We start from the raw sequence: 14,328 nt of genomic DNA on the forward strand, positions 1-14,328 counted from the left end.
GGCTGGTTACCCTTCCCCCATGACCACCACGCCTGACTTCGCCGCGTACATCGCGGGCCTGCCCCGTGTCCTCGCCGGTGCCGCCGCGCTCTTCCGGGACGCCGAGGGGAGGGTGCTGCTCGTCGAGCCGAACTACCGTGAGGGATGGGCGCTTCCCGGCGGGACCATCGAGTCCGACACCGGGGAGACACCGCGGCAGGGCGCCCGCCGGGAGACGCTGGAGGAGATCGGGCTCGACCGTCCGCTGGGCCGGCTGCTCGCGGTGGACTGGGTGCACGGCGTGGGCCGGCCGCCGCTGGTGGCGTACCTGTACGACGGGGGTGTCCTCACCGATACCGAACTCAAGGCCATCCGACTCCAGGAGGAGGAGCTGCTGTCCTGGCGGATGGTCGCCCGTGACGAGCTGCCCGCCCGTCTGCCCGAAGCGCTCGGCCGCCGTGTGCTGACGGCCCTGGACGTGCTGGCGGACGGCTCCAGCACAGCGGAACTGGAGAACGGCCACCGGGTGGCATGACCACTCGGCCCCGATGCCCTCTTGCCCCCGACGACCTCCCGACCGCGGTGCCCTCCCGGCCCCGGGCCCTCTTGACCGCGGCGACCTCCCGACCTCGGTGCCCTCTCGGCCCGATGCCCACCAGGACACAGCGGCCTCCCGGCCCCGATGCCCACCAGGACACAGCGACCTCCCGGCTTCGCTTCGGCTTTGACCTCGGCTCGGCTTCGGCTCGGCTTCGGCTCGGCTTCGGCTTCGGCTTCGGCTTCGGCTTCGGCTTCGGCGAGCGTTCGACCCCGGCGGGCGTTCGGGCCGCCGTGACCGCTCAGCCCTCCGGGTTCCGCGGCTTGCTGTCCACCTCGCGCAGTGCCTCGTCGCGGGCGGCGGTCCGTGCCTCCGTCCGGTGCCCGCGCTCGATGTAGTCCCGGACGACCAGTTCGACGGCGTCCTGCGGATCGCCCACCCCCGCCAGCACCATGACCTCCACCACGAGCTGGGCGTCGAGCGAGACAGTCACTTTGGCCATGCCCGGACGCTAGCATCGGGGGCTCCCCACCGTGACCGGTTCCGCCCGACCCGAGGACGACCGCCGATGCCCCGCAGCACGGACCCGCTCGACGGTCCGCACGACGACCACGGCGGCGTCCGCCGCGTCCTCGCGGTGCCGGTCGCGCTGCTCACCCTCGTCGCCGCGTTCTTCTGCTGGGCCGCGCTCGTCACGCGTCCCAACGGCCCTTGGGACGACGGCGCGTACGCGGGCATCGCCGCGGCCTGCCTCCTGAGCCTGGCCGCCTCCGGTGCGGTGACGGGCCTGTGGCTGTTCCCGTCGGTGCGCCGGGCCATGGGGTGGGCCTGGGCCGCCCCCGCGCTGACCCTGGCCGCGGTGGCGGCGATACGCCTGGCCTGGCTCGACTGAGGATTTATCCGCTCGCCGCAGCCACGGCACCCGGCCTACCCTCGGCGACATGACCAAGCCTCTCGTCGCCGTCCTCAGCGGAGCCGGCATCTCCACCGACTCCGGGATCCCCGACTACCGCGGTCCGAACGGGCTGTGGCGGCGGGATCCGGAGGCGGAGAAGCTGGTGACCTACGAGTACTACATGGGCGATCCGGAGATCCGGCGGCGGTCCTGGCTGATGCGGCGCGAGAACAGCACGCTGCGGGCCGAGCCGAACGCGGCCCACCGTGCCGTCGCCGAACTGGACCGGTCCGGCATCCCGGTGCGAGTGCTCACCCAGAACGTGGACGGGCTGCACCGGCAGGCCGGGATGCCCGCCCGCAAGGTGCTCGAACTGCACGGCAGCGCCCATGGTGTCGTCTGCACGAAGTGCCATGCGCGCGGCTCCATGGCGGACGCGCTCGCCCGGGTCGACGCCGGCGAGGACGACCCGGCCTGCCTGGACTGCGGCGGCATCCTCAAGTCGGCCACCGTGATGTTCGGCGAACGGCTCGACCCGACGGTGCTGGGCGAGGCGGCCGCCATCGCCAAGGCCTGCACGGTGTTCATCGCGGTCGGCAGCACCCTCCAGGTGCAGCCCGCCGCCGGCCTCGCGGGCGTCGCCGCCGACCACGGCGCCCGCCTGATCATCGTCAACGCCGAACCGACGCCGTACGACGAACTGGCGGACGAAGTGATCCGCGAACCCATCGGCACCGCCCTGCCCGAACTGCTGCGCCGGCTCGGCACCGAGGACGCCGCCTGATGCCCGGGCCGGCCGGGCGCGCCGCCGCCGTGACGGCCGAGTACAGCTAGAACAGTGCCGTACCCCGTTCGAAGTCCAGCAGGCGGCGTTTGCGGTCCAGGCCGCCGCCGTAGCCGGTGAGGCTGCCGTCGGAGCCGATCACGCGGTGGCACGGGACGATGATGCCCACCGGGTTGCGGCCGTTGGCGAGCCCGACGGCACGGGAGGCGCCGCGACTGCCGAGGGCGTCGGCGAGTTCGCCGTAGGTACGGGTCTCCCCGTAGGGGATTCTCGTGAGCTGCTCCCAGACGCTGCGCTGGAACGGCGTCCCGTGCAGCCCGAGCCGGACGGTGAACTCCCTGGAGTCGCCCGCGAAATACGCGGTCAGCTGCTCGGCCGCATCGGCGAACACGGGCAGCGTGTCGTCCCGCGGGCCGAACGTCTCCTCGCCGGGTCGGTGCCGCTGGCCGGCCATGTAGAGGCCGCACAGGGCGCCGTCGGCGTCGGCGACGAGAGTGAGCGGGCCGTAGGGGCTGTCGGTCGTCGTGTGGTGGTTCATCGCTTTCCTCATGCCGGAAGGAAGTTGATCGGGTGGCTGTCGGTCGCCCACAGGTACTGCACCGCGTACGCCCGCCAGGGCCGCCAGCCCTCCGCGCGGGCGGTGAGCGCGGCCGGGGTGGACGGCAGACCCAGCTCCTTGGCGGCGCGCCGGATGCCGAGGTCGGTGGCGAGGAACGCGTCCGGGTCGCCCAGCGCGCGCATGGCGATGACGTCCACCGTCCACGGACCGAAGCCGGGCAGCGCGAGCAGCCGGGCGCGGGCCTCCGCCCAGTCGGCGTCCACTCCTAGGTGCAGCTCACCGTCGGCGAGCCGGCGGACGAGGGTGCTGAAGGTGGTGCGCCGGGTGCCCGGCATGGCCAGGGTCCCGGGGTCGACGGCGGCCAGTGCCTCGGGGGAAGGGAAGAGGTGGGTGAGGCCGCCCTCGGGGTCGTCCAGGGGTTTGCCGTGCGCGGCGACCAGGCGGGCCGCGTGGGTGCGGGCGGCGGCCGTGGACACCTGCTGGCCCAGTACGGCCCGCACGGCGAACTCGGCCTCGTCGACCGTGCGCGGCACCCGGCGGCCGGGTCCCCGGTCGACCAGCGGGGCGAGCAGCGGATCGGTGCGCAGCCGCTCGTCGACGGCGACCGGGTCGGCGTCCAGGTCGAGCAGGCGGCGGCAGCGGGTGATGGCCACGGTCAGGTCGCGCAGGTCGCTCAGGGTGAGCCGGCAGGCGATGTGGTCGGCGCGGGGTGCGAGGGCCGCGATGCCGTGGCCGTAGGGCAGCCGCAGGGTGCGCCGGTAGGCGCCGGTGGGGGTGCCGCCCGCGCCATCCAGGCAGTCGGGGAGCCATTCCTCCACGCCGGGCACGGCCGTGGCGGCGAGGTGGCCGAAGAGGTTGGACGGGTTGAGCGGGGCGCGGAACGGCAGCCGCAGGTTGAGCACGCCGGGGGTGCCCGCGCCGCTGCCGGGCACCCGGGCGCGCAGCTCGCTCGGGGACAGGGCGAAGACCTCGCGGACGGTGTCGTTGAAGGTGCGGATGGAGGAGAAGCCGGCCGCGAACGCGACCTGCGTCATGGGCAGCGGGGTGATCTCGATGAGCAGCCGTGCGGTCTGGGCGCGCTGGGCGCGGGCGAGTGCCAGGGGGCCGGCCCCCAGCTCGGCGAGCAGCTGCCGCTCGACCTGCCGGGTGCTGTAGCCGAGCCGGGCGGCCAGTCCGGGCACGCCCTCGCGGTCCACGACCCCGTCGGCGATCAGCCGCATGGCCCGGGCCACCAGGTCTGCGCGCCGGTTCCACTCCGGGGAGCCGGGGCTGGTGTCGGGGCGGCAGCGCTTGCAGGCCCTGAACCCGGCCTGCTGGCAGGCGGCGGCGCTCGGGTAGAACGTCATGTTCTCCGGCTTGGGCGGCACCGCCGGGCAGCTCGGCCGGCAGTAGATCCGGGTGGTCACAACGGCCGTGAAGAACCATCCGTCGAACCGCGCGTCCTTGGACTGCACGGCACGCACGCAGTGCTCCCGGTCGAGATGCGTCCCTGTCTGCATGCGTCCAGCATCGGCCACCGCCCACGTCGGCCGCTGGCGGAAATCCGACCTGTACGTGGGCCTGGCCAGGGGCCCGGACGGTTCGGGTCCGGCTAGTCCGGGTCCGGACGGTTCGGGTCCGGCTGGTTCGGGTCCGGACGGTTCGGGACCGGCTGATTCGGGAGCGGGCTGATCGGGTCCCGACGGTTCGGGACCGGGCTGATCGGGACCGGCTAGTTCGGGTGCGGGCGGTTCACGAGGTGTGTGTCGCGGGGGCGCTCTGCCGCCGGAAGCGGGTGATCCACTCGGCGGTGGTGCGCAGCCCGCCGAAGGTGTAGAAGTGCACCTTCACCGTGCCGTGGCGAGCGGGGTCGTAGCGGTCGGCCAGGCTGTGCAGGAAGCGGTCCGGGCCGGTCGTGCCCATGAGGTTGGTCAGCGAGAACCCGTACTTGCGGGCGACGGAGGCGCTGGTGCCGACGCCGAACCTGGTGGCGTAGCCCAGCAGCCGGCGCACTCCGGCCGGTCCGGGGACGCCGATGCGGACGGGCAGGTGCACGCCCCGGGCACGGAGATCCTCCAGCCAGGTGAGGACCGGGTCGGCGTCGAAGCCGAACTGGGTGATGACGTCGCCGGTGAACCGGTCGGCCTCGATGGCCGCCGCCTTGTCCGTCAGCGCCGACCACAGCTCACGGTCGGCTATGCCGGGGTGCCCCTCGGGGTAGCCGGTGATGCCTACGTGCCGGACGCCGTGCCGGCGCAGCAGCCCGCTGCGCAGGACGGAGAGGGCGTCCTCGTAGGGGCCCTCGGGCCGGGCGGGGTCGCCGCCGACGACGAACACGTTCTCGGCGGTGCCGTCGGCCGCCAGCCCGCCGAGGAACTCCTCCAGGGCCGGCCGGGAGGGCAGCCGGCGTGCGGAGATGTGCGGGACGGGGACGAAACCGAGCCGTTTGACCGCGCGGGCCGCCGTCAGCCGCGTGTCGGTGTCCTCACCGGCCAGGAAGGTGATGTTGATCCGGGTGCCGGGCGGGATGCCGTCCGCCGCCTCTTCGAGCCTGGACACGTCCTTGCCGGTCATCTCCAGGGAGAAGCCGTCCAGCAGGGTGGCGCCCCGCCCCGGGGCCCCGGCGCCGTGCGGGCGGGGGGCGGTGCCCTCGGGCGACTCGGTGAGAGCGGGGTTCATCGTGCTCCTCGTACGGCGGTGGTCCTGACCCCGGCCGATGGTGTCACGCGGACCGCGGCGGACACCGGTCAGGGGGCGCCAGCCCGAGTTATGGACCGGTGACGAGGGACTCCTTTGGACCTGGCCACCGGTCCAAGCGCCGGGCACGCTGGCATTCCTGATCACCGAGGAGGTCCTGTTGAGCGTTTCGTCGAACCCCGGCGTGCGAGCGGGGGTGGCATGACCGTGCGATTCCGGCATGCGGACGCGGTGCGGGCCGCGTACCCCGAGTTGTCCGCCGGCGCGCTGTACGCGGCCGGCGTGGGTGCCGCCGTGGACACCCGGCAGCGCGCCGCCGCGTACACCGCGCGGGCCGTGGCGCGCCTGGCGTCGGCCACCGAGGGTGAGTTTCCCGAGGTGCTGGCATGGCGGCGGACCTTCGCCCGGATGGGGGTGAAGCCGACGCAGTACCGGTCCGCCTCGGAGTCGCTGCTGCGCCGGCTGCGGAAGGAGGGGGAGCTGCCACGCATCCACCCGCTGGTGGACCTGTGCAACGCCATCTCGGTGGCCTACGCGGTTCCGGTCGCGGTCCTCGACGTCGACCGGATCGCCGGGCCGCTGCTGGAGGTGCGGCCGGCGTGCGGCGACGAGACGTACACGGCGTTCGGCGGCGGTGTCGAGCATCCCGCGCCCGGCGAGGTGACCTTCGTCGACTCCGCGGGCCGGGCCCACGCCCGCCGCTGGACCCACCGGCAGAGCGGACACTCGGCGGTCGGCGCGCACACCGGCCGGGTGCTGGTGGTGACGGAGGCGATGCACGACGGCGGCGCGGACACCGTGGCCGAGGTGCTGAAGACGGTCGAGGAGGAGGTGACGGCGCACTGGGGGGCCACACCGACGACGGCCACGCTCACGCCGGAAACCCCGGAGTTCCCCTTCGCCCACTGACCGGCCCGTCCTCACCGACCGACGGGCCCGTCCTCACCGACCGACCGGCCCGTCCTCACCGACCGACCGAGCCGCCAGGAACGGGTCCCGCCAGGGACGAGGGATTTGGCGGGGGCGAGGGATTCGGCGGGGACGAGGGGCTCCGCGGGGGCTGCCGAAGGAGGTGGAAGAAGGTGGTGGCATGGGCCTGGGGGGCAGGTGCGCGGGCGTGCGTGGGATGGAACTGACCGCGGGCCTGGACCGGACCGTGAAAGGCGTGAACTCGGGGGACCACGGGGACCGCGGTGAGGACGAGGTGCGCGGCCGTCAGGTGGGCGTGCGCGCGGGGTGTCGGTCAGGGGCGGGGGCGGTGGGGGCGCGTGACAGCATGGGCCGGATGGACGAGGGGCGGGAGACGGCGGAGACGGCCGGGGAGGTGCCGGCGCGGGGTTCCGACTTCCTTCAGCTGGCGGTCGGTGACGTGCCGGCCACGGGGAAGTCGGAGTGGCTGGCCGACCGGCTGCGGCGGGCGATAGCCGACGGCCGGCTGGGAGTGGGCAGCAGGCTGCCGGCGACCCGCGTGCTCGCCGCGGAGCTTCGTGTCTCCCGGGGAGTGGTGACCGAGGCGTACCGCAGGCTCGCCGAGGACGGCCAGGTGGCCGGCCGGCGGCGCGGCGGCACGGTGGTGGTCGCGACACCGTTCGCCATCGGATCGCCGACGGTTCCCGAGTACGGCCTTCCGGGAGCCGCCCCTGGCACGTGGCCCGCGCCCGGTGCGGGGCATAGGGGCGGCACCGAGCGTGTGGACGGCGCCGAGCATGCTGGCGGTACCGGGCACCCGGATGGTGCGGGGCGTGTGGGCAGGGATGGCTCGCCGGGTGTCGGAGGTACCGGAGGTACCGGAAATGCAGGGGGCCCCGGAAGTGCCGGGGGCCGGATCCTCGGTCCCGGTGAGGCGTCCGACACCACCGCCGGCGCTCCTGGCGCACAGTCCACCGCCACCCCCGACCCACTGCCGGCCAGCGACCCCAGGGCACCGGCAACCGCCACCCTCAACCCACTGCCGCCCACCGACCCCAGAACGTCAACCACCGCCACCCCCAACCCACTGCCAACCACCGACCCCAGAACGCCGGCCACCGCCACCCCCGACCCACTGCCGCCCAGCGACCCCAGGGCGCAGTCGGTCGGTGCTTCAGGCGCGCAGTCGGTCGGGGCTTCAGGCGTGTCGGTGGTCGGTGGGGGTGTTCGCGGGTCTGGCGGTGTGTATGCCTTCTCCGCTGCCGGGCTGTTCGCCTGCGTGCCCGGTGCCGAGGTCTTCGACGCGCTGCGGGTCGCCCCGGCCACCGTCGACTTCACCCCCGGCCGCCCCGACCTCACCACCTTTCCGCGGGCCGCCTGGCTGCGCGCCGAGCGGGCCGTGCTCGCCGAGCTGTCCGCCGAGCACCTCGGCTACGGCGACCCGCGCGGCGCGCCCCGGCTGCGGCGGGCCGTCGCCGACTGGCTCGCGCGCGTGCGGGGCGTACGGGTCGAACCGGACGCGGTACTGATCGTCGCCGGCACCGCGCAGGCGCTGACCCTGCTGCACCCGGTGCTGCGGGCCGACGGCGTCGACGCGGTCGCGGTGGAGGACCCCGGCTCGCTCGGGGCCCGTCAGCACCTGGCGAACGGGGGCCTGGCGACTTGGCCGGTGCCGGTCGACGAGGAGGGCGTACGGGTCGACGCACTGCGCGCGACCGGTGCCCGGGCCGTCCTGCTCACGCCCGCCCACCAGTTCCCCACCGGCGTGGTGACCAGCGGCGAACGCCGGCGTGAACTGCTGGAGTGGGCGCGCGACGGCGGGCTGATCCTGGAGGACGACTACGACGCCGAGCACCGCTACGACCGGCCCCCGGTCCCCGCGCTGCGCGCCCTGCTGGCCGACCGGGTCTGCTACCTGGGCAGCGTGTCGAAGCTGCTCGCGCCCGCGCTGCGGATCGGCTGGCTGGTGGCACCGGCCCGGTACCGTGCCGCGCTGGTCGACGCCAAGCGCTTCAACGACCTGGGCAACGCGGTCTTGCCGCAGCTGGTGCTCGCCCGGCTGATGGAGTCGGGTGAACTGGAGCGGCATCTGCGGACGTTGCGCGGACGCCACCGCAGGCGCCGGGACGCGATGATCGCCGCCCTCGCCGAGCACCTCCCGGGCGCGCGGGTGCACGGAGCCGCGGCGGGCCTGCATCTGACGGTGACGTACGCCTCGGACGTGCCCGACACCGAGTTCGCCGCGGCGGCGCTCGCGCACGGCGTGAAGTGCCAGCCGCTCTCCTGGCACCGGCAGTTGCCGGGGCCGCAGGGCCTGGTCCTCGGCTACGCGGCCACCCCGCCGGGTGTCGTCGCCGACGGCGTGGCACTCCTCGGCAGGGCCCTGCGCACCCTGGGCTGACGGAAGGACTCGGGCCGCCTCGCGACGGGCCGGCACTCCTCGGTGAGGTCCTGCGCGCCCTTGGCCGACCCGCCGAAAGGGCTTCAGACCGCCTCTTCCTGACGGGTCGCCAGGGCCCAGATGATGAAGACGTCGAGCGCAATCAGGATCAGCGACCAGACGGGCGCGTACGGCAGGAAGAGGAACTGCGCGATGAGGCTGAGCGCGACGAGGAACAGGCCGGCGAAGCGGGCCCACGCCATGTCCATGAGCAGGCCGATACCGGTCGCGAGGACCAGGGCGCCGATGATGATGTGGATCGTGCCCCAGCCGGTGAGGTTCATCTTGTAGATGTACGCGCCGATGCGGAAGTAGACGTCGTTCCCGGCGACCGCGGCGATCCCCTGGAGAAGCGCGAGGATACCGCTGCACACCATCAGGACGCCGGCGAACGTGATGCCTCCGGTCACCCAGCCGCTGCTCCGCGCGGCGGTCTGCCGTGGCGGCCCCGAGCCGCCCGCGGGAGTCGGTCCGGTGGGCTGCGCTGCCTGGCTCATGAGCGTTCCTTTCTGCCTCCCCGTCGTGCGGCACGCACCGTCCTCGCTGGGCGCACCGGCACTCCGAGCGTTGGCCAGGCGGCGTCCGGACGCACCGTGGATGACGCCGTTCGGGTGAAATCCGGGACGCTGTGCCGCGGCGGGGCCGCCGTCAGCCGGTCTGCCGGGCGAACGCCTCGTAGGCCAGGTCGTCGAAGAGGACGAAGCGCACCTCTTCGACGGCCGTCCGTGTGCTCCGTACCGTCTCCACCGCGATCCGGGCCGCGTCCTGCATCGGCCATCGGTAGACGCCGGTGGAGACGGCGGGGAACGCGACGGTGCGGGCGCCGAGTTCACCGGCGACGCGCAGGGATTCGCGGTAGCAGGAGGCGAGCAGCTCCGAACGGTCCTCGCTCCGGCTGTACACCGGGCCGACGGTGTGGATCACCCAGCGGGCGTCCAGTTCGCCGGCCGTGGTGGCGACCGCCTGGCCGGTGGGCAGACCCTTGCCGTACCGGGAGGCGCGCAGGGCACGGCACTCCTCGAGGATGGCGGGGCCGCCGCGGCGGTGGATCGCGCCGTCCACGCCTCCGCCGCCGAGCAGCGAGGAGTTGGCCGCGTTGACGATGGCGTCGGCGTGCTGCCGGGTGATGTCGCCCTGGACGAGGGTGATGGTGGTCATGTCTGCCTCAGTCTTCGCCAGACCGCCTTGGCCGCGTTGTGGCCCGACATGCCGTGGACACCGGGCCCCGGCGGGGTGGCCGAGGAGCAGATGAAGACGGCCGGGTGGGGGGTGTGGTAGGGGAACAGGGACAGTCTGGGGCGCAGCAGCAGCTGGAGTCCGGAGGCCGCGCCGCAGGCGATGTCGCCGCCGACGTAGTTGGCGTTGCGGGCGGCCATCTCGGCGGGTCCGGCGGTGGCGCGGGCGAGCACGCGGTCGCGGAAGCCGGGGGCGAAGCGTTCCAGCTGGCGTTCTATGGCCTCGGTGAGGTCTCCGGACCAGCCGTTCGGCACATGGCCGTAGGCCCAGAAGACGTGCTTGCCCTCGGGGGCGCGGGTGGGGTCGGCCACGCTGGGCTGCACGGTGATCAGGAACGGCTTGTCGGGGGCGCGGTCCTCGCGGGAGGCGGCGCGCAGGGCGGTGCCGATCTCGGCGTGGCTCGCCCCGATCTGGACGGTGCCGGCGACGCGGGCCTCGGGCGCGGTCCAGGGCACCGGGCCGTCCAGCGCGTAGTCGATCTTGAAGACGCTGGGGCCGTAGCGGTAGTTCGCGTAGTAGTCGCCGAAGCCGGCGATGCGGGCGAGCGCGGCGGGCGAGGTGTCGAAGACGTACGCGCGCGCGGGCGGCAGGTCGTCCAGGCGTTTGACCTCGTAGTCGGTGTGCACCTCGCCGCCGAGGTCGCGCAGATAGCCGGCGAGGGCGTCGGAGATGGCCTGGGAGCCGCCGCGGGGCACCGGCCAGCCGCGGGCGTGGGCGGCCAGGGCGAAGACCAGGCCGATGGCGCCGGTCGCCAGGCCGTCGAGCGGTGCCATCACATGGGCGACCAGGCCGGCGAAGAGGGTCTTGACCCGCTCGTCCTTGAAGCGGCGCATCAGCCAGGTGGACGGCGGGAGGCCCGCCAGTCCGAAGCGGGCCAGGGTGACCGGGTCGCGCGGGAGCGCCGTCAGCGGCAGGGACATGAAGTCCCGCACGAGGGTGTCCCAGTGGGCGAGGAGCGGCTCGACCAGCCTGCGGTACGGGCCCGCGTCGCGGGGTCCGAAGGAGGCCGCCGTCCGGGCCACCGAGCGGGACAGCACGGCCGCGGTGCCGTCCGGGAAGGGGTGGGCCATGGGCAGCGGGGCGTGCAGCCATTCGAGGCCGTACCGGTCGAGCGGCAGGGCGCGGAACGCCGGGGAGTTGATGCCGAGGGGGTGGGCGGCCGAGCACGGGTCGTGCCGGAAGCCGGGGAGGGTCAGTTCCTCGGTGCGGGCGCCGCCGCCCACGGTGGACTTCGCCTCGAACAGGGCCACGGAGAAGCCCCGCCGGGCCAGCTCCACGGCAGCGGTCAGTCCGTTCGGCCCCGCACCCACTACGACCGCATCGAGCATCGACGGCACCTTCGGACCCCTTCGTCAGCCGACGGCCATTCGCGGCCAGGATATGCCGGGGGACCGCCGCTGCCCCGGCCCGGGTGACCCCGGCGGTTTCAGGACGCGGCGTTCAGCAGGCCGGCCACCCGGCGGGCGGTGGCCGCGTCCCGGGCCGCGGTGAACGGCAGGGCGTTGCCGCCGGTGACCCGGAACGGCTCGCCGGACAGGGTGAGGTGCGCGCCGCCCGCCTCCTCGACCAGGAGCAGACCGGCCGCGTGGTCCCAGGCGGCCTCCCAGGAGAACGCCACGGCGTCCAATTCGCCGCGGGCGACCGCGAGATACTCCAGGCCGGCGGAGCCGCACGGGCGCGGGGCGAGGCCGTCGGTCCACAGGGCGCGCAGCGCGCGCTTCTGGTCGTCGGTGGTGTAGTCCGGGTGCGAGGTGGCGACGACGAGGTCCCGGCCGGGCTCCGGCGGGCCCGCGAAGAGGCGCTCGCCGTCCAGGAAGGCGCCCCGGCCGCGGACGGCGGTGGCCAGCTGGTCGCGGGCCGCGGCGTAGGTCCAGGAGGCTATGACGACGCCGCGGTGGACGAGGGCCACCAGGGTGCAGAAGCCGTCGTCGCCGTGGACGAACTGGCGGGTGCCGTCGACCGGGTCGACGATCCAGACCGGTGCGTCGCCCTGGAGCGCCTGGTACACCGCGGGGTCGGCGTGCACGGCTTCCTCGCCGACCACGACCGAGCCGGGCAGCAGCGAGCCGAGGTCCTCGGTGAGCCGCAGCTCCGCGAGGCGGTCGGCGTCCGTCACGAGGTCGTGCGGGCCGCTCTTCTGGTCCACCTCGTGCGCGGCGAGGCGGCGGAAGCGGGGCAGGATCTCGGCCGCGGCGGCCTTGCGGACCGCTTCCTCCACGTCGGCCGAGCAGCGGGCGAGAAACTCGTCGATGGTTTCCGTCTCTTCGAACATGCCTCATATGAGAACACGCCCCACTGACAGACCCCGCCCCGCGGGTGAACGCGGGGCGGGATCCGGATGAAGAACGGGAAACCCGGCCGGGCCGTCAGCGGCCGACGGCGTACCCCTGCATCCCGCGCGGGTTCGCCGCCGCCGACAGGACGCCCGTCTCCGGGTCCCGGGCCACCGCGCACAGCCGTCCCTCGGACCAGGCGGGGCCGACGGTGACGTCGTGGCCGCGCCGCCGCAGCTCCTCGATCACGTCGGGGTCCGTGCGGGACTCCAGGGTCACGCTGCCGGGGCGCCGGCCGCGGGGGTGGAAGGAGCTGGGGAAGCTGTCGTTGTGCCAGTTGGGGGCGTCGATGGCGCCCTGGAGGTCGAGACCGCCGCGGACAGGGGCGCGCAGCACGGCGGCCAGGAAGAAGTGCAGCTGCCACTGGTCCTGCTGGTCGCCGCCGGGCGTGCCGAACGCCATGACCGGCACGCCGTCGCGCAGCGCGAGGGACGGGGTGAGGGTGGTGCGGGGGCGGCGGCCGGGGGTGAGGGTGCCCGGCAGGCCCTCCTCCAGCCAGGTCATCTGCAGGCGCGTGCCGAGCGGGAAGCCGAGTTCGGGGACGACGGGGTTGGACTGGAGCCAGCCGCCGCTGGGCGTGGCCGCGACCATGTTGCCCCAGCGGTCGACGACGTCCAGGTGGCAGGTGTCGCCGCGGGTCGTGCCGTCGGCGCCGACCGGGCCGTCGCCGGCCGCCTGTGCCTCCCCGGTCACGTCCGCGAGGGCCGGCGCGCCGGGCAGCCGCGCGACGGTCGGCTCGCCCGCGCCCATCGGGTCGAAGCCGGGTTCCGCGGACGGCCCGGTCGCGTGCGCCTGTGCGGGCAGCCGCGGGACGCGCCCGCCGGGGCTGCCGGGCCGCAGGTCGTAAGAGGCCTTCGCACCGACCAGGGCCCGCCGCGCGGCGTTGTAGTCGTCGGACAGCAGGTCCGCGAGGGGCACCTCGGCCGCGTCCCCGTACCAGGCCTCGCGGTCGGCCATGGCGAGCTTGCAGCCCTCGATCAGCAGGTGGACGTAGTCGGCGGAGCCGTAGGCGGGCAGCTCGGGCGGGAGCAGGGCGAGCTGCTGGAGGAAGGCGGGGCCCTGGCTCCAGGGACCGGCCTTGCACACCGTCCAGCCGTTCCAGTCGTAGGTCACCGGTGTCTCGTAGGTCGCGGACCAGCCGGCCAGGTCGGCCTCGGTGAGCGTGCCGGTGTGCCGCTCGCCGCTGGTGTCCATGGTGGGCCGCCGGGACTGCCGCAGCAGGGCCTCGGCGATGAAGCCGGAGCGCCACACCTCACGGGCGGCGTCGATCCGTGCCTCCCGGTCGCCGGCGTGGGCGGTCTCGGCCAGCAGCCGCTTCCAGGTGGCGGCGAGCGCGGGATTGCGCAGCAGCGCGCCGGGGCGCGGTGCCCTGCCGTCCGGCAGGTACACCTCGGCCGACGAGGTCCACTCGGTCTCGAACAGCCGCCGCACGCTCTCGACGGTCGCGCCGACGTTGTCCACGGGCGCGTGCCCGTGTTCGGCGTATCCGACGGCGTACTTGAGGACGTCGTCCAGGGACTTGGTGCCGTGGTCGCGCAGGAGGAGCAGCCAGGCGTCGAAGGCGCCGGGCACGGCGGCGGCGAGCGGTCCGGTGCCCGGTACGAGGTCCAGCCCGAGCCCCCGGTAGTGGGCCGGGGTGGCGCCCGCCGGGGCCACGCCCTGCCCGCACAGCACGCGCACGGTGCCGCCCGCCGGGGCGAGCAGAATCGGCACCTCGCCGGCCGGCCCGTTGAGGTGGGGCTCCACGACGTGCAGCACGAACGCACCGGCCACGGCGGCGTCGAAGGCGTTGCCGCCTTCCTCCAGGACCGCCATCGCCGACTGTGAGGCCAGCCAGTGGGTGGAGGAGACCATGCCGAAGGTGCCCTGGAGAGTGGGCCGGGTGGTGAACAACGGCGTGCTCCTCCGCTCGGGTACGTCTGCCGGGTGAATCGTACGGAGGTGGCCGGCTGCCGGGAACACCACGCCGGCGCCCCGCG

13 protein-coding genes and 2 pseudogenes are annotated in these 14,328 nt (G+C 74.4%); 6 read left to right on the forward strand and 9 right to left on the reverse strand.

Features of this window, described 5'->3' with window-relative positions:
• Positions 1-19 precede the first annotated feature (19 nt).
• Positions 20-514, forward strand: coding sequence for an NUDIX domain-containing protein (locus JK361_RS02055; protein ID WP_201813850.1), 495 nt, complete (start codon positions 20-22; stop codon positions 512-514).
• Positions 515-818: 304 nt separating this feature from the next.
• Here the strand turns inward: JK361_RS02055 and JK361_RS02060 are convergent, their stop codons facing one another.
• Entirely contained in the window at positions 819-1,019 is a 201-nt protein-coding gene (locus JK361_RS02060; RefSeq protein ID WP_201813851.1) for a type II toxin-antitoxin system VapB family antitoxin, read from the reverse strand.
• 66 nt (positions 1,020-1,085) lie between these two features.
• Between JK361_RS02060 and JK361_RS02065 the strand changes: the two genes are divergently transcribed.
• Positions 1,086-1,409, forward strand: coding sequence for a hypothetical protein (locus JK361_RS02065; RefSeq protein ID WP_201813852.1), 324 nt, complete (start codon positions 1,086-1,088; stop codon positions 1,407-1,409).
• A 49-nt stretch (positions 1,410-1,458) separates the two neighbouring features.
• Positions 1,459-2,196, forward strand: a complete 738-nt coding sequence (locus tag JK361_RS02070; RefSeq protein ID WP_201813853.1) for an SIR2 family NAD-dependent protein deacylase — start codon at positions 1,459-1,461, stop codon at positions 2,194-2,196.
• A 46-nt stretch (positions 2,197-2,242) separates the two neighbouring features.
• On the opposite strand, the gene JK361_RS02075 is transcribed toward JK361_RS02070, so the two are convergent.
• The 3 genes from JK361_RS02075 to JK361_RS02085 all read right to left on the reverse strand — a co-directional run bounded on the left by JK361_RS02075 (position 2,243) and on the right by JK361_RS02085 (position 5,308).
• Positions 2,243-2,734 carry a methylated-DNA--[protein]-cysteine S-methyltransferase gene (locus JK361_RS02075; RefSeq protein ID WP_201813854.1) on the reverse strand — a complete coding sequence of 164 codons (492 nt, stop codon included), beginning with the start codon at positions 2,732-2,734 and terminating at the stop codon, positions 2,243-2,245.
• Positions 2,735-2,742: 8 nt separating this feature from the next.
• Positions 2,743-4,254 (reverse strand): AlkA N-terminal domain-containing protein, encoded by a 1,512-nt coding sequence (locus JK361_RS02080; RefSeq protein ID WP_201813855.1) that lies wholly within the window; start codon positions 4,252-4,254, stop codon positions 2,743-2,745.
• A gap of 232 nt (positions 4,255-4,486) precedes the next feature.
• Positions 4,487-5,308: a methylenetetrahydrofolate reductase gene (locus tag JK361_RS02085; protein WP_236052418.1), complete on the reverse strand. Its 822-nt coding sequence runs from the start codon at positions 5,306-5,308 to the stop codon at positions 4,487-4,489.
• 324 nt (positions 5,309-5,632) lie between these two features.
• Between JK361_RS02085 and JK361_RS02090 the strand changes: the two genes are divergently transcribed.
• The 3 genes and pseudogenes from JK361_RS02090 to JK361_RS02100 form a co-directional block, all read left to right on the forward strand.
• A complete protein-coding gene (locus tag JK361_RS02090) occupies positions 5,633-6,340 on the forward strand; it encodes a B3/B4 domain-containing protein (RefSeq protein ID WP_201813857.1) in 708 nt (235 codons plus the stop codon).
• A gap of 376 nt (positions 6,341-6,716) precedes the next feature.
• A pseudogene (locus tag JK361_RS02095) lies at positions 6,717-7,023 on the forward strand (GntR family transcriptional regulator); the annotation flags it as partial.
• A gap of 572 nt (positions 7,024-7,595) precedes the next feature.
• Positions 7,596-8,741 (forward strand): annotated as a pseudogene (locus tag JK361_RS02100) (aminotransferase-like domain-containing protein); the annotation flags it as partial.
• An 83-nt stretch (positions 8,742-8,824) separates the two neighbouring features.
• On the opposite strand, the gene JK361_RS02105 reads toward JK361_RS02100, so the two are convergent.
• From JK361_RS02105 to JK361_RS02125, 5 genes are all read right to left on the reverse strand, one after another.
• On the reverse strand, positions 8,825-9,277 hold the full coding sequence (locus JK361_RS02105; protein WP_201813858.1) for a DUF7144 family membrane protein: 453 nt from the start codon (positions 9,275-9,277) through the stop codon (positions 8,825-8,827).
• A gap of 151 nt (positions 9,278-9,428) precedes the next feature.
• A complete protein-coding gene (locus tag JK361_RS02110; RefSeq protein ID WP_201813859.1) occupies positions 9,429-9,938 on the reverse strand; it encodes an O-acetyl-ADP-ribose deacetylase in 510 nt (169 codons plus the stop codon).
• Positions 9,935-11,353 carry a phytoene desaturase family protein gene (locus JK361_RS02115; protein WP_201813860.1) on the reverse strand — a complete coding sequence of 473 codons (1,419 nt, stop codon included), beginning with the start codon at positions 11,351-11,353 and terminating at the stop codon, positions 9,935-9,937. Before JK361_RS02115 ends, JK361_RS02110 begins: the two co-directional genes overlap by 4 nt.
• An 89-nt stretch (positions 11,354-11,442) precedes the next feature.
• Positions 11,443-12,288 (reverse strand): inositol monophosphatase family protein, encoded by an 846-nt coding sequence (locus JK361_RS02120; RefSeq protein WP_201813861.1) that lies wholly within the window; start codon positions 12,286-12,288, stop codon positions 11,443-11,445.
• A 94-nt stretch (positions 12,289-12,382) separates the two neighbouring features.
• Positions 12,383-14,242, reverse strand: coding sequence for a gamma-glutamyltransferase family protein (locus tag JK361_RS02125; protein ID WP_201813862.1), 1,860 nt, complete (start codon positions 14,240-14,242; stop codon positions 12,383-12,385).
• Between the last annotated feature and the right edge of the window lie 86 nt (positions 14,243-14,328).

This window comes from Streptomyces musisoli (assembly GCF_016741855.1).
Lineage (GTDB): Bacteria > Actinomycetota > Actinomycetes > Streptomycetales > Streptomycetaceae > Streptomyces > Streptomyces musisoli.

Coding starts and splice junctions, on each gene's coding strand:
- JK361_RS02110 (WP_201813859.1), bottom strand. CDS start 9,938: ATGACCACCATCACCCTCGTCCAGGGCGACATCACCCGGCAGCACGCC.
- JK361_RS02070 (WP_201813853.1), top strand. CDS start 1,459: ATGACCAAGCCTCTCGTCGCCGTCCTCAGCGGAGCCGGCATCTCCACC.
- JK361_RS02080 (WP_201813855.1), bottom strand. CDS start 4,254: ATGCAGACAGGGACGCATCTCGACCGGGAGCACTGCGTGCGTGCCGTG.
- JK361_RS02065 (WP_201813852.1), top strand. CDS start 1,086: ATGCCCCGCAGCACGGACCCGCTCGACGGTCCGCACGACGACCACGGC.
- JK361_RS02055 (WP_201813850.1), top strand. CDS start 20: ATGACCACCACGCCTGACTTCGCCGCGTACATCGCGGGCCTGCCCCGT.
- JK361_RS02060 (WP_201813851.1), bottom strand. CDS start 1,019: ATGGCCAAAGTGACTGTCTCGCTCGACGCCCAGCTCGTGGTGGAGGTC.
- JK361_RS02120 (WP_201813861.1), bottom strand. CDS start 12,288: ATGTTCGAAGAGACGGAAACCATCGACGAGTTTCTCGCCCGCTGCTCG.
- JK361_RS02085 (WP_236052418.1), bottom strand. CDS start 5,308: ATGACCGGCAAGGACGTGTCCAGGCTCGAAGAGGCGGCGGACGGCATC.
- JK361_RS02090 (WP_201813857.1), top strand. CDS start 5,633: ATGACCGTGCGATTCCGGCATGCGGACGCGGTGCGGGCCGCGTACCCC.
- JK361_RS02075 (WP_201813854.1), bottom strand. CDS start 2,734: ATGAACCACCACACGACGACCGACAGCCCCTACGGCCCGCTCACTCTC.
- JK361_RS02105 (WP_201813858.1), bottom strand. CDS start 9,277: ATGAGCCAGGCAGCGCAGCCCACCGGACCGACTCCCGCGGGCGGCTCG.